The sequence below is a fragment of the Streptomyces sp. NPDC018833 genome, assembly GCF_044390825.1.
Classification (GTDB): domain Bacteria; phylum Actinomycetota; class Actinomycetes; order Streptomycetales; family Streptomycetaceae; genus Streptomyces.
Genome location: NZ_JBIRZM010000004.1, coordinates 250897 through 264864, shown reverse-complemented (window position 1 = coordinate 264864; position 13968 = coordinate 250897). Strand labels below are relative to the sequence as shown.

At 71.6% G+C, this 13968-nt stretch carries 12 protein-coding genes; 11 read left to right on the top strand and 1 reads right to left on the bottom strand.

The window, feature by feature from the left end; all coding sequences use genetic code 11:
* The first annotated feature begins 118 nt into the window (after positions 1-118).
* From ACH5AF_RS10960 to ACH5AF_RS10910, 11 genes are all read left to right on the top strand, one after another.
* Complete coding sequence (locus ACH5AF_RS10960) at positions 119-562, top strand: hypothetical protein (protein ID WP_398901235.1); 444 nt, start codon at positions 119-121, stop codon at positions 560-562.
* 185 nt (positions 563-747) lie between these two features.
* A complete protein-coding gene (locus tag ACH5AF_RS10955; RefSeq protein WP_398901234.1) occupies positions 748-1287 on the top strand; it encodes a TIGR00730 family Rossman fold protein in 540 nt (179 codons plus the stop codon).
* 7 nt (positions 1288-1294) lie between these two features.
* Positions 1295-1996 (top strand): SDR family oxidoreductase, encoded by a 702-nt coding sequence (locus ACH5AF_RS10950; RefSeq protein WP_398901233.1) that lies wholly within the window; start codon positions 1295-1297, stop codon positions 1994-1996.
* A 312-nt stretch (positions 1997-2308) separates the two neighbouring features.
* On the top strand, positions 2309-3322 hold the full coding sequence (locus ACH5AF_RS10945; protein ID WP_398901232.1) for a methionine synthase: 1014 nt from the start codon (positions 2309-2311) through the stop codon (positions 3320-3322).
* Positions 3323-3352: 30 nt separating this feature from the next.
* Positions 3353-5536 (top strand): NAD-dependent DNA ligase LigA, encoded by a 2184-nt coding sequence (ligA, locus tag ACH5AF_RS10940; protein ID WP_398901231.1) that lies wholly within the window; start codon positions 3353-3355, stop codon positions 5534-5536.
* 375 nt (positions 5537-5911) lie between these two features.
* On the top strand, positions 5912-8041 hold the full coding sequence (locus ACH5AF_RS10935; RefSeq protein WP_398901230.1) for a putative bifunctional diguanylate cyclase/phosphodiesterase: 2130 nt from the start codon (positions 5912-5914) through the stop codon (positions 8039-8041).
* 573 nt (positions 8042-8614) lie between these two features.
* Positions 8615-8911 (top strand): Asp-tRNA(Asn)/Glu-tRNA(Gln) amidotransferase subunit GatC, encoded by a 297-nt coding sequence (gene gatC, locus ACH5AF_RS10930; RefSeq protein WP_016642027.1) that lies wholly within the window; start codon positions 8615-8617, stop codon positions 8909-8911.
* A gap of 4 nt (positions 8912-8915) precedes the next feature.
* Positions 8916-10427, top strand: a complete 1512-nt coding sequence (gatA, locus tag ACH5AF_RS10925) for an Asp-tRNA(Asn)/Glu-tRNA(Gln) amidotransferase subunit GatA (protein ID WP_398901229.1) — start codon at positions 8916-8918, stop codon at positions 10425-10427.
* Between the two features lie 5 nt (positions 10428-10432).
* Entirely contained in the window at positions 10433-10666 is a 234-nt protein-coding gene (locus ACH5AF_RS10920; protein WP_215185071.1) for a hypothetical protein, read from the top strand.
* A 16-nt stretch (positions 10667-10682) separates the two neighbouring features.
* Positions 10683-12194: an Asp-tRNA(Asn)/Glu-tRNA(Gln) amidotransferase subunit GatB gene (gatB, locus tag ACH5AF_RS10915; RefSeq protein WP_398901228.1), complete on the top strand. Its 1512-nt coding sequence runs from the start codon at positions 10683-10685 to the stop codon at positions 12192-12194.
* A gap of 395 nt (positions 12195-12589) precedes the next feature.
* Positions 12590-12874, top strand: a complete 285-nt coding sequence (locus ACH5AF_RS10910) for a hypothetical protein (protein WP_398901227.1) — start codon at positions 12590-12592, stop codon at positions 12872-12874.
* 16 nt (positions 12875-12890) lie between these two features.
* Here ACH5AF_RS10910 and ACH5AF_RS10905 read toward each other — a convergent pair whose 3' ends face one another.
* The gene (locus ACH5AF_RS10905; protein ID WP_398901226.1) at positions 12891-13799 is read right to left on the bottom strand and encodes a TY-Chap domain-containing protein; all 909 of its coding nucleotides are present in this window, start codon (positions 13797-13799) and stop codon (positions 12891-12893) included.
* Positions 13800-13968: the final 169 nt, after the last annotated feature.

Genomic DNA, 13968 nt, shown 5'->3' with positions numbered 1-13968 from the left:
CTATGTGGGTGCGTCCGAGGTGTGCGACGGCGTGTTCAGGGGGAGAGCCACAGAGGCACTTGAGCGCGTCATGGGCGTCGGGCCGTACGGAAGCACTGGCCGCGGCGCCCTCGAGCGTGTGGCTGATGCTGTTCAGAGCGGATACGAATCCGGCCGTTCCTGGAGCTATGCGGATGAGCTGTGCTCGGTAAGTCCGAAGGGCTCAGGGATCTCCGGTCAAGCGTCACTCAGATTCTCGATCTACGCGCCGGGTGACATCGGCACGGGCCGGCGTGCCGAAGGTGAGCGGGCCTACGCCATGGGCACGGAGGCCGAGGCGGGACCGCGAGGAGCCCGGCTCTACTTCGAGTGTGTCAGCCCTCGGTTGAAGGGCTCGCGCGAGCGCCCTGCGCGGGTGCTCGGCGCGTTCCGCCTCCATTCCGGCCTCGAGAAGGACTCCGAGGAGCACCGTGAGGCTGGCCTGACCGTCGTCCATACCGCGTCCCTCGCCGTGGCCGAGGAGCTGAAGTGTGAGGACAATGGCGGGCTGCCTCAGAAGCCGGTGCTGACCGAAACTCCGTAACCGCACTCATGCGACGGGCGGTGCCCCCGAAGGGGTAGACGATGCGTGTACCGTCCGCCAATTCCGCCCTGCTGAGCGTCCTGCCCGAGTTGTCCGTGAGAGAGGTCACCGGCCCCTCATAGGAGCCCATCGGCGGGAGCGGAAAGACTTCGCGGCGGGCTTCCGGCGACCCGTACGGTTGCCCCATGAACATCTGCGTCTTCCTCTCCGCCGCCGACCTCGACGAGCGCTACACCCGCCCCGCGCGCGAATTCGCGGAGCTCATCGGCAAGGGTGGTCACACCCTGGTCTGGGGCGGTTCCGACGTCGGGCTGATGAAGGTCGTCGCGGACGGTGTGGCGGAGGCCGGCGGCAGGCTGGTCGGGGTGTCCGTGGAGTTCCTCCAGTCCAAGGCGCGGCCCACCGCCGACGAGATGGTCGTGGCCAGGGACCTCGCCGAGCGCAAGGCGCTGCTGCTCGCCAAGTCCGACGCGGTCGTCGTCATGGTCGGCGGCACCGGCACGCTGGACGAGGCCACCGAGATCCTGGAACTGAAGAAGCACGGCCACCACATCAAGCCGGTGGTCCTGCTCAATGCCGCCGGCTTCTACGACGGGCTGAAGGAGCAGTTCCAGCGGATGGAGAACGAGGGCTTCCTGCCGCTGCCCCTGACCGACCTGGTGTTCTTCGCCGAGGACGGCGCGTCCGCCATGGCCTACCTGGAGGAGAGTGCCGGCATCCAGTAGTGCGAGCATGGCGGGCATGGCTACCCATCTGATCACCGGCGCAGGCTCCGGCATCGGCGCGGCGGTCGCCCGCCGTCTGCACGAGCGGGGCGACGATCTCGTCCTCGTGGCACGTGACGCGGGCCGCGCCAAGGAGTTCACCGCGCGGTTCCCCGGCGCCCGCACGCTCGTCGCCGACCTCGCCGTCCCCGACCGCATCTCGTGGGCGCTCGGCCACCAGACCGTGCCGGACCGCGTCGACTCGCTGCTGCACATCGCCGGCATCGTCGACCTCGGCCCGGTCGGTGAACTGACGCCGAAGATCTGGCACCAGCAACTCGACGTGAACCTGGTCGCGCCCGCCGAGCTCACCCGGCTCTTCCTGCCCCAACTGCGCGCTGCCCAGGGCCATGTGGTCTTCGTCAACTCGGGCGCCGGTCTCAACGCCCATGCCGATTGGGGCGCCTACGCGGCCTCCAAGCACGGCCTCAAGGCGCTGGCCGACTCGCTGAGGCAGGAGGAGCACGCGTCCGGGGTGCGGGTGACGTCGGTGTACCCGGGCCGGACGGCGAGCCCGATGCAGGCCAAGGTGCACGCCCAGGAGGGCAAGGAGTTCGATCCGTCGCGCTGGATCGACCCCGAGTCGGTCGCCACGACGATCATCACCGCGCTCGATCTGCCGCGCGACGCCGAGATCAACGACGTGACGGTGCGGCCGGGGCGAGGCTGACCCGGACGTACCTGGCGGGCCGCTGACCCCGCCCCGCGCGGCGGGCCGCTGACCCGTCGGGCACGCGGCGAGGCGCCGACCCGGACATGAGCGGCCGGGCGCTGACCCCTCGACCTGAGGCGGTGCGCCGACCCGGAGGTACGCGGCGGTGCGCCGACCCGGAGGTACGCGGCGGTGCGCCGGCAAGCGCCGACGGGGCCCCGCCCGCGCCGGCAGCAGCCCCGCGGTGCGCCGGCAAGCGCCGACGGGACCCCGCCCGCGCCGGCAGCAGCCCCGCGCCTCCCCCGCCGCCCCGCCACGTACGCTTCCCGCGTGAGCGAGAAACAGCACTTCACCTGGGGAACGGCGACCGGTGTCGGATCCATGCCCGGCGGGGACGCCCGGGAGAGCGCGAGGACCGTCACCGGGTCCGTCGAGGACTTCCCCCACCTTGCCGAGTTGCCCGCCCGCGGGCCCGGCGCCGACATGATCGGGCGGACCATCGGGCTGCTCGTCGAGATGTACGCCCATGTCGAGCCCAGCGGCTGGCGGGTCAGCGACCGGCCGGGACGCGACACGCGCCGCGCGCACTCCTGGCTCCGGGAGGACCTGGACGCGCTGGAGGAGTTCACGCAGGGGTACGAAGGGCCGCTGAAGATCCAGGCGGTCGGTCCCTGGACGCTCGCCGCCTCCCTGGAACTCCGCGGCGGCGAGGCCGCCCTCGGCGACCCCGGCGCCTGCCGGGACATCTCCGCCTCGCTCGCCGAGGGCCTGCGCGGTCACCTGGCCGACGTACGCCGCCGGATCCCCGGTGCGCAGGTGGTGCTCCAGCTTGACGAGCCCTCCCTCACCGCCGTGCTGCGCGGGCAGATCCGCACGGCAAGTGGCTACCGCACCCACCGCGCGGTGGACCGTCAGGTCGTCGAGAGCGCGCTGCGGGACATCGTCGCGGTCAGCGACGACCCGGTGATCGTGCACTCCTGCGCGCCCGAGGTGCCGTTCGCGCTGCTGCGCCGCGCCGGGGCCCAGGGGGTCTCGTTCGATTTCGGGTTGCTCACCGAGCGTGAGGAGGAGGCGATCGGCGAAGCCGTCGAGTGCGGCACCAAGCTCTTCGCGGGCGTCGTCCCCTCCACCGAGACCGCATCGGCCGGATTGTCGGTGGGCGCCGATATCGTCAAGGGTGTACGGACACTGTGGCGCAGGCTGGGGCTGAATCCGGGGACTCTGTCCGAGTCGGTCGTGATCACCCCTGCCTGCGGCCTCGCAGGTGCCTCGCCCGCGTACGCGCGCGCGGCGCTCGCCCACTGCGTCCGCGCAGCGAGATCCCTCGCGGACAACCCTGAGTAACGGGTGCACGGCAGACGGAAGGACGAAACGGTGGCTGGCGAACAGCAGACGGCACTGCCCGCCGATGTGCGGGAGCAGCATGCCCAACTCGCCGAGCAGATCGAGGAGCACCGCTTCCGGTACTACGTGAAGGACGCCCCGATCGTCAGCGACGCGGAGTTCGACCGGCTCATGCGCGAGCTGGAGGCGATCGAGGAGGAGTACCCGGCGCTGCGCACCCCCGAGTCGCCGAGCCAGAAGGTCTCCGGGGACTACGAGACCGAGCTCACCAAGGTCGAGCACCGCGAGCGCATGCTCTCCCTGGACAACGCCTTCGACGACGCCGGGCTCGCCGCCTGGGCCGAGCGCGTCGCCCGCGACGTCGGCGCGCCCGGCTACCACTTCCTGTGCGAGCTCAAGGTCGACGGCCTCGCGGTCAACCTCACGTACGAGAAGGGCCGCCTGACCCGGGCGGCCACCCGGGGCGACGGCCGCATCGGCGAGGACATCACACCGAATGTGCGCACCATCGCCGAGATCCCCGACCGGCTGCGCGGCGACCGTGTCCCCGACCTCGTGGAGATCCGCGGCGAGGTCTACTTCCCGATGGAGAAGTTCCAGGAGCTCAACGAACGCCGCGTGGCGGCGGGCGAGCAGCCGTACGCCAACCCGCGCAACTCCGCGTCCGGTTCGCTGCGCCAGAAGGACCCCAGGGTCACCGCCAAGCTCCCGCTCCACATGGTGGTCCACGGCATCGGCGCTCGCGAGGGCTTCGACATCGACCGGCTGTCCGAGGCGTACGGCCTGATGCGCGAATGGGGTCTGCCGGTCGCCCGGCACAGTGAAGTCGTGGGCTCCCTCGACGAGGTGCGGCAGTTCATCGCCCACTTCGGCGAGAACCGCCACTCCGTGGAGCACGAGATCGACGGCGTCGTCGTCAAGCTCGACGAGATCCGGCTCCAGGGACGGCTCGGCTCCACCGCGCGCGCCCCGCGCTGGGCCATCGCCTGGAAGTACGCGCCGGAGGAGGTCAACACCAAGCTGGTCAACATCCGGGTGGGCGTGGGCCGCACCGGCAGGGTCACTCCCTACGCGCAGGTGGAGCCGGTCACGGTGGCGGGCTCCGAGGTCGAGTTCGCGACTCTGCACAACCAGGACGTGGTCAAGGCCAAGGGCGTCCTCATCGGCGACACCGTGGTGCTGCGCAAGGCGGGCGAGGTCATCCCGGAGATCCTCGGGCCCGTCGTGGACCTGCGGGACGGCACCGAGCGCGAGTTCGTGATGCCGGCCGAGTGCCCCGAGTGCGGGACGCCGCTGCGGGCCATGAAGGAGGGCGACGTCGACATCCGCTGTCCCAACGCCCGGTCCTGCCCGGCCCAGTTGCGTGAGCGCCTGTTCTATCTGGCGGGCCGCGAGTGCCTGGACATCGAGGCGTTCGGCAAGGTTGCCGCCGCCGCGCTGACGCGGCCGCTCGAGCCGGCCGACCCGCCGCTGAAGGACGAGGGCGACCTGTTCGACCTCACCGTCGATCAGCTGCTGCCCATCAAGGCGTATGTCCTCGACCAGGACAGCGGACTGCCCAAGCGGGACCCGAAAACGGGCGAGGACAAGGTCGTCACGGTCTTCGCGAACAAGGAGGGCGGCCCCAGGAAGAACGCCCTTGCGATGCTGGACAACATCGAGGCGGCCAAGCAGCGCCCGTTCGCCCGCTTCCTCAACGGGCTGTCCATCCGCCATGTCGGACCGGTCGCCGCGGCCGCCCTGGCCCGGGAGTTCCCCTCCATCGAGCGGATCGAGCAGGCCACGGAAGCCGAACTCGCCGCGACCGACGGCGTGGGGCCGATCATCGCCGCCTCCCTCAAGGAGTGGTTCGAGGAGGACTGGCACCGCGAGATCCTGCGCAAGTGGCGTGCGGCAGGGGTCCCGCTGACAGCGGAGACCACGGGAGAGCCCGAAGGCCCGCGCCCGCTGGAGGGGCTGACGGTCGTCGTCACCGGCACCCTGGAGAAGTACACCAGAGATGGCGCAAAAGAGGCGCTCCAGAGCCTTGGAGCGAAAGTGGCCGGTTCGGTTTCCAAGAAGACCAGCTTTGTCGTGGTCGGGGACAACCCCGGTTCGAAGTACGACAAGGCCATGCAGTTGAAGGTGCCGGTGCTGGACGAAGCGGGCTTCGCCGTCCTCCTGGATCAGGGCCCGGACGCGGCTCGTGAGGCGGCTGTGACCGAAGAGGCGTGACACGCACGGAAAGAGGGGGTTCCGCGGGGGCGCACAGGGAGCTCGGAGGGGGCGCGCGGGGGCCGGAAAGCGACGCTCGGGGCGCTGGTGGAAGGGCCGGTGCAGGTCACCCGTTCAGCGCATAACAGATGGATGAGGATGGCTGGGTCGCATTCGGGCAAGAGCTGTAGAGCGCTGCCCGTCCGAGCCTCCTGCGGCCTACTGTTGAGACGTGCGCCTGTCGTGCACGGCTGCGTGGTGGGATTTCAGTCGTGGTGGCATGACAAACGGGAGCCATCGCACGGTCCCGTTCTGTTCGGTCAGACCCGGGATCAGGCCCGGCAGGATCGACAGGGCAGGGCCGCATCGGCACCGCCGGCTGTGAGAGGGACGGGAATGAAACCGACCGAGAGCGCCGCCCCGGTCCCGCGGCCGCGTGCACTCGCGGCCCTGGTGGGCCGGACCCCCGGGCTGCCCACGGCCGTTGTCGCGTGCGCCGCGCTCGTGCTCGTGACCGGAGTCGTCACCACCGTACGCGAAGGGCACGCCCTGTTCCCCGGCTCCACCGAGGGCTGGTCCCTCGCGCTGCTCACCGGGATCATCGTCGGCCATCTCGTCGCTCTCGGCCGCGACCGCTGGTGGGGCGGGACCGGCTCCGGGGCCGCCCTCACGCTGGCCGTCCTGCTCCTCTTCGGCTGGGTGCCCGCCGGGCTCGTCAGTCTCTCCGTAGTCGCCCTCGTCGGCGCCGCCTGCCGGGGCAGGTGGCGCCAGGGCCTGCTGCACGGCGCCGTCGACGTCCTGGGCATCGGCGCCGCCGCGCTCGCGCTCGCCGCCTTCTCAGTCGTACCGACCGTCGAACAGCCGTGGGACCCGCTGCGCTGGGGGATCGAGGCCGCCCCCGAGGTCATCGTCGCCGCCACCGCCTATCTCGCCGTCACCCGGCTGCTGTTGTGGTACGTCCTCGCCCCCCAGGGCGGCGGGCTGCCCACCGTCGCGCGCACCGCCCTGCTCCGGCAGGGCCTCGTCGCCCTCGCCCTCGTCGGCATCGCCCCGCTCATCAGCGTCGTCGCCGTCGCCATGCCCGTACTGCTGCCGCTGTTCGCCGTCCCCCTGATCGCCCTCGACTCCACACTCTGGATCGCCAGGGCCCGCGCCGAGGAGCAACTGCGCGACCCGCTGACCGGACTGCCCAACCGGCACTGGCTGCTGGAGCGCACCTGGTCCGCGCTGGAGGACGCCGAGAGCACCGGAGCGCGCTCGGCGCTCGTCCTCATCGACCTCGACCGCTTCCGCGCCGTCAACGACACCCTCGGCCATCTCGCGGGGGACCGCCTGCTGCTCCAGATCGCGGAGCGGCTCCGGCTGGCACTGCCGCGCGGGGCCGAGGCGGCTCGGCTCGGCGGCGACGAGTTCGCCGTCCTGCTGCCCGCCGCCGACTCCACGACCAGCGCCCAGCGCGTCGCCCGTCATCTCGTCGCCGAACTGTCCTCGCCGCTCGACCTGGACGGGCTCACCCTCGTCCTGGAGGCCAGCGCCGGACTCGCCGTCTTCCCCGACCACGCCCTCGACGCCGAGGGGCTGCTGCGCCGCGCGGACGTGGCGATGTACCAGGCCAAGCGGGACCGTACGGGCGTCGAGGTGTACGAGTCCAAGCGGGACAGCAACACCCCGGACCGGCTCGGTCTGCTCGGTGACCTGCGCCGGGCGCTGGACGCGGGCGACGTCGAGCTGCACTACCAGCCCAAGGTCCGCTTCGACGGGCACGTCTCGGGGCTCGAGGCGCTCGTCCGCTGGGTGCACCCCGAGCGCGGACGGGTCCCCCCGGACGAGTTCATCGCCATCGCCGAGTCGTCCGGGCTGATGCCGCATCTGACGGAGTACGTGCTGGAAACGGCGCTCGCACAGGTCGCCCGGTGGCGCGCGCAGGGGCTCACGGTCCCGGTCGCCGTCAACGTCTCGCCCCGCGACGTCCACACCCCCGGCTTCGCCGGAGCCGTCGCCGCGAGGCTCGCCCGGCACGGGGTCCCGCCGGCCGCGCTCCAGCTGGAGATCACGGAACACGTGCTCCTGGAGGACCCGCAGCGGGCCGCCGACACGCTGGCCGGGCTCGCCGACCACGGCGTGAAGATGTCCCTCGACGACTTCGGCACGGGCTACTCCTCCCTGGTCCACCTGCGCCGGCTCCCGGTCAGCGAGCTCAAGATCGACCGGTCCTTCGTGGCACGGCTCGCCATCGACACCGAGGACGCGGAGATCGTCCGGTGCACGGTCGACCTGGCCCACTCGCTCGGCCTCCTCGTCGTCGCGGAGGGCGTCGAGGACGACGAGACCTGGGAGCGGCTGCGGGACCTGGGCTGCGACGCGGTGCAGGGATGGCTGGTGGCGGCGGCGATGCCGCCCCAGGAGACGACGGCGTGGCTGCTGGCCAGGGGCGAGCGCGGCTGGCACCGCCCGGCGCTGCCGGCGGGAGAGCGCCCGCCGACGCCGAACAGCGCGGGCCACACACGGGGGCACGCGGTGCCGTAACGGGGTGGGTGTGCCTTACGCCGACGACCCCGGCGCGGCCGGGGTCCGGCGGGGCCTTCAGTCCGTGGCGGTGCTCCAGGCCTCCGGTCGGGCTGGTTCCCCGACCGGCACCGCGCATGCGCCTGGGGCGTACGGGGCGCGGGTCTTCCGGTGGGTGGAGAGGACTGCGTTGGCGGCTGCGGGCGGGTGGCCGAGCCGGGGGCGGGTTCAGCGTGGGCCGCACGGTGGCCTTGGCGGCCGGGCCCGGACGGGTGAGCGGCGGGGCGCGGCCCCGGTTCGCCGGGACGAAGGATGACGGGTACGCCGCACCTGGGAGCCCGTGTGCGAGGCAGAACGGGATGCGTGCGCGGCCGCCCGGGGCCGTCTCGGTCCAGCGGCGCGGGGGACGTCAGGCGTGCGTGCTCTCACTCCGATCCCGGGTCGGCGGACGCGGGATTCGCGCCCGGGGCACGGGGCCCTGGTCCCGGTTGCGGGGACGGGCGGGGAGGGGGAGAGCAAACCGTTTCACGGTCACCCCGCCCCGCCCCATAGGATTGGGCCAAAACCATCACACTCACCCCTGAGGATCGCTGCATGCCTGGCATCACGCGCGAGGAGGTCGCCCACCTCGCCCGGCTGGCGCGTCTGGAGCTGAAGGACGAAGAGCTCGACCACTTCGCCGGACAGCTCGACGACATCATCGGCGCGGTCGCCCGCGTCTCCGAGGTTGCCGACCAAGACGTACCCCCGACCTCCCACCCGCTGCCGCTGACCAATGTCATGCGCGCGGACGAGGTCCGTCCGTCGCTCACCCCTGAGCAGGCGCTCTCCGGCGCCCCGGCCCAGGAGCAGCAGCGTTTCAAGGTGCCGCAGATCCTGGGGGAGGACTAATCCCATGACGGCCAAGAACACAATCGAGAGCTGTATCAGGCTCACCGCAGCCGAGACCGCCGAGAAGATCGCCGCGGGCGAGCTGACGGCCGTCGAGGTCACCGAAGCCCACCTGGCCCGTATCGACGCCGTCGACGAGAAGGTCAACGCCTTCCTCCACGTCGACCGCGAGGGAGCCCTCGCCCAGGCCAGTGCCGTGGACGAGAAGCGCGCGAGGGGCGAGAAGCTCGGCCCGCTCGCAGGCGTGCCGCTCGCGCTGAAGGACATCTTCACCACCGAGGGCATCCCGACGACCGTCGGCTCCAAGATCCTCCAGGGCTGGATCCCGCCCTACGACGCGACCCTGACCAAGAAGCTCAAGGCCGCCGACGTCGTCATCCTCGGCAAGACCAACATGGACGAGTTCGCCATGGGGTCCTCGACCGAGAACAGCGCGTACGGCCCCACGGGCAACCCCTGGGACCTGACCCGTGTCCCCGGCGGTTCCGGCGGCGGCTCGTCCGCCGCGCTCGCCTCCTTCCAGGCCCCGCTCGCCATCGGCACGGACACCGGCGGATCGATCCGCCAGCCCGCCGCCGTCACGGCGACCGTCGGCGTCAAGCCGACCTACGGAGGCGTGTCCCGCTACGGCATGGTGGCGTTCTCCTCCTCCCTCGACCAGGGCGGCCCCTGCGCCCGTACGGTCCTGGACGCGGCTCTGCTGCACGAGGTCATCGCCGGGCACGACCCGCTCGACTCGACGTCCATCGACGCCCCGGTCCCGCCGGTCGTCGAGGCCGCCCGCAACGGGTCCGTCCAGGGCATGCGCGTCGGTGTCGTCAAGCAGTTCCGCGGCGAGGGCTACCAGGCCGGTGTCCTGCAGCGCTTCGACGAGTCCGTCGAACTGCTGAAGGAGCTCGGCGCCGAGATCGTCGAGCTGGACTGCCCGTCCTTCGACCTGGCACTCGCCGCGTACTACCTCATCGCGCCGTCCGAGGCCTCCTCGAACCTGGCCCGCTTCGACGCCATGCGCTACGGCCTGCGCGTCGGCGACGACGGCACGAAGTCCGCCGAGGACGTCACCGCGCTCACCCGCGAGGCCGGCTTCGGACCCGAGGTCAAGCGCCGCATCATGCTCGGCACGTACGCGCTCAGCTCCGGCTACTACGACGCGTACTACGGCTCGGCGCAGAAGGTCCGCACGCTGATCACGCGCGACTTCGAGAAGGCGTTCGGGCAGGTTGACGTCATCGTCTCCCCGACGACGCCGACCACCGCCTTCCCGATCGGCGAGCGCGCCGACGACCCGATGGCGATGTACCTCGCGGACCTGTGCACCATCCCGACCAACCTGGCCGGCAACGCGGCGATGTCCCTGCCGTGCGGTCTCGCGCCCGAGGACGGCCTGCCCGTCGGCCTGCAGATCATCGCCCCCGCCATGAAGGACGACCGGCTGTACAGGGTCGGTGCCGCCGTCGAGGCCGCATTCGTGGAACGCTGGGGTCACCCGCTGCTGGAGGAGGCTCCGTCGCTGTGAGTGCCATGGCAAAGAAGGCCAAGAACTTCAAGAAGTCCAAGACCGGGCTGTACGTGTCGCTGGGCACCACCGCCTTCGGTGCGATCAGCGTCGCCAAGCAGGCCAAGCTGGCCCGCGAGGACGGTGACCTCCTGCGGCTTGTCGACGCCGCGGTGTCCGCCGCCGCCATCGTCACCGGCCTGGCCATCCTCTACCGCGAGCTGAAGCGGCTCGGCGACGACGACGTACTGCTGGGCTGAGAGGGAAAGTTTCATCGTGACCGTCACTGAACTGGTGTCGTACGAGGACGCCCTCGCGTCCTACGACCCCGTCATGGGCCTCGAGGTCCATGTCGAGCTCGGCACCAAGACCAAGATGTTCTGCGGGTGCTCCACGGAGCTGGGCGCCGAGCCCAACTCGCAGACCTGCCCCACCTGCCTCGGCATGCCCGGCTCCCTCCCGGTCGTCAACGCGATCGCGGTCGAGTCGGCAGTCAAGATCGGCCTCGCGCTGAACTGCGAGATCGCCGAGTGGTGCCGCTTCGCCCGGAAGAACTACTTCTATCCGGACATGCCGAAGAACTTCCAGACCTCGCAGTACGACGAGCCGATCGCCTTCAACGGCTATCTGGACGTCCAGCTGGAGGACGGCGAGGTCTTCCGCGTCGAGATCGAGCGCGCGCACATGGAGGAGGACACCGGCAAGTCGACGCACGTCGGCGGTGCCACGGGCCGCATCCACGGCGCGTCCCACTCCCTGCTGGACTACAACCGCGCCGGCATCCCGCTGATCGAGATCGTCACCAAGCCGATCGTCGGCGCCGGTGAGCGCGCTCCCGAGGTCGCCAAGGCGTACGTCGCCGAGCTGCGCGAGCTCATCAGGGCGCTCGACGTCTCCGAGGCCCGTATGGAGATGGGCCAGATGCGGTGCGATGTGAACCTGTCGCTGCGCCCGAACGGCACCGAGAAGTTCGGCACCCGCAGTGAGACGAAGAATGTCAACTCGCTGCGCAGCGTGGAGCGTGCGGCCCGGTATGAGATCCAGCGGCACGGCGCGGTGCTCTCGTCCGGCGGCACGATTGTCCAGGAGACCCGTCACTTCCACGAGGACGACGGCTCCACCACCTCGGGCCGTGTGAAGGAAGAGGCGGAGGACTACCGCTACTTCCCCGAGCCGGACCTGGTGCCCGTTGCCCCGGCCCGCGAGTGGGTCGAGAAGCTCCGTGGGGGTCTGCCCGAACTGCCCCGGGTGCGGCGCAACCGGCTGCGCGAGGACTGGGGCATCTCCGAGCACGACATGCAGTCGATGCTCAACGCGGGTGCGGTCGACCTGATCGTCGCCACGATCGAGGCGGGCGCCGACGCGGCCGCGGCCCGCAAGTGGTGGATGGGCGAGCTGGCGCGCAACGCCAACGAGTCCGGCAAGGCCCTGGAGGAGCTGCCGATCACCCCGGCGCAGGTCGCCCGTGTGACGGCGCTGGTCGCGGCCGGCGACCTCAACGACAAGCTGGCCCGCTTGTGTCTCGAGGGCGTGCTCGCCGGCGAGGGTGACCCGGACCAGGTCGTCGAGAAGCGCGGCCTGAAGGTCGTCTCGGACGAGGGTGCGCTGGGCGCGGCCGTCGACGAGGCCATCGCGGGCAACGCGGCGATCGCGGACAAGATCCGCGGTGGCAAGGTCGCGGCGGTGGGCGCGCTCGTGGGCGCGGTCATGAAGACGACCCGTGGCCAGGCGGACGCGGCGCGCGTCAAGGAGCTGATCCTGGAGAAGCTGGGCGTCTCGGGGACCTGACGACACCCTGCGGGAGGGCGGCACGCAAGCACCGGGCGCGCCGCCCTCCGGCACGTCCGCGCCGCCGGGGCGTGTTCTGTGGCTGCCTTGCCTGGCGGCGGGCTGCCCTGGGAGCGGTGGTCACACCGTCCCGCCGAGCCGGGCGAACCATGTGCCGCTCACGCGGGCGTCGTTCGGAGCGGCGGTGATCCGGGCGAGCCCCAGTGGTCGCAGCGCCGCCCTGCGGCGGGCGGCGCGGTGGCCCCGATCCGCCGGCACCGAGCGGGCGGCCCTGTCTCCCCGGCCGCGGCGTATCGCACGGGTGGGTGGCACATGGGCCCAGGTCGCGGCGTACCGCACGGGTGAGTGGCGCGGTGGGGCCGTGACCGATGATCCGTCGTTGCGTTGCTCACGGCATGACCACCGCACAGCGCGTATTCGCCGCCCTCGCCCTTGCCACCGGTGCCTCCGCGCTCGCCGCGCCGACGGCGGGCGCCGCCCCCGTCGAGGCCCTGCAGATCCCCTCGGTGATGAACGAACTCGACACCATCTCCGCCGACTCGGTGGGATCCGAGCACCGCGAGAACGTGCCCGCCCCCTCCGAGCAGCTCGCCGGGCTCAACCGCCTCGCCGGGGTGCCGAACGACCTGGACCCGCTCACCGGCCAGCTCGCGCCGGCCACCGGACTCCTCGGCGCCTAAGGACAACGCCCGCCCGTCAGTGGCGTATGCCGAGCCCCGGCAGCCACATCTCGCCGCGGTCCTTGCAGCTGACGTCCCGGGCCCGCAACTCCTCCGGTTCCCTCGTGCCGCGAGCCCGCAGCTCCGTGACCACCAGGTGCGCCAGCGCCGCCGCGTGCTCCCGCTCCGGGGCGGCGAACTCGGTCTGCCACCAGCCCCGGTCGCGGGACTGCCAGCCGCGGGCGCGCATCTGCAGGGCCTGCTCCTCGCCGTCCTCCCCGTCGCGGTCGTCCACCGACGCGTACAGTCCGTCCTCGATGCTGTACGACACAAGAATGCGACGGCCGCGATCGGCGGAGCTGGTCACGCAGAAGCTGGCCCAGTCGGTGCCCACCTGCACCGGCAGCTGCTCCACCCAGGCGGCGAGGAGCACTTCGAGACCGGTCCGGAAGTCCTCCAGGCTCGTGGCGAGCCGGCCACCGGGACGCGCCTGGGGGCGCTCTCCCGGGCCGCTGCGGTCCAACTGCCATACGTATGGCAGGAAGTCCAGGCCGTGAGGCTCGTCGCCGGACCAGGCGCCTCCCCACTCGAACGTCCGCTGCTCCTCACCCTCCAGCGTCCCCGTGTCGTGGACCGACAGCCCCACCTGCCGGTGGTCCCCGGCGAGCAGCACCACCCGGCGGCTGTCGCGCCAGCGGACACTGGGGCCCTGTGATGACCCGCCGTAGAGCGTCGGCTCACCGATCCGCGCCGTGATCGCCTCGTACATCCCGCGGAACGCCTCGCGGCGCTCCGCGAGCGGGGCGCGGGGCCCGTGCACGAGCACCGGGACGGGGGCGCGGCCCAGATGAGGGCCGGGCGCGTCGTGGAGCATGCGGGCGAATTCCGCCGCGTCCGCGGGCGTCAGTGCCGTCTGATCGATCCCCCTGTATTCCATGTCGGCCATCGTGCCAGGGGACACCGACAATTCCGGCCGTCTTGTGGACCGAGGCTGATTTCCGCCGCCCTACGGGCACCTGACGCCCCGACCAGTCCTCACGGACCACATGTCGGTGGCCGGATCTCGATTGGTCTGCCGAGCCGCCTCTTGGACGTTCACCACGGGGTCGTCACCA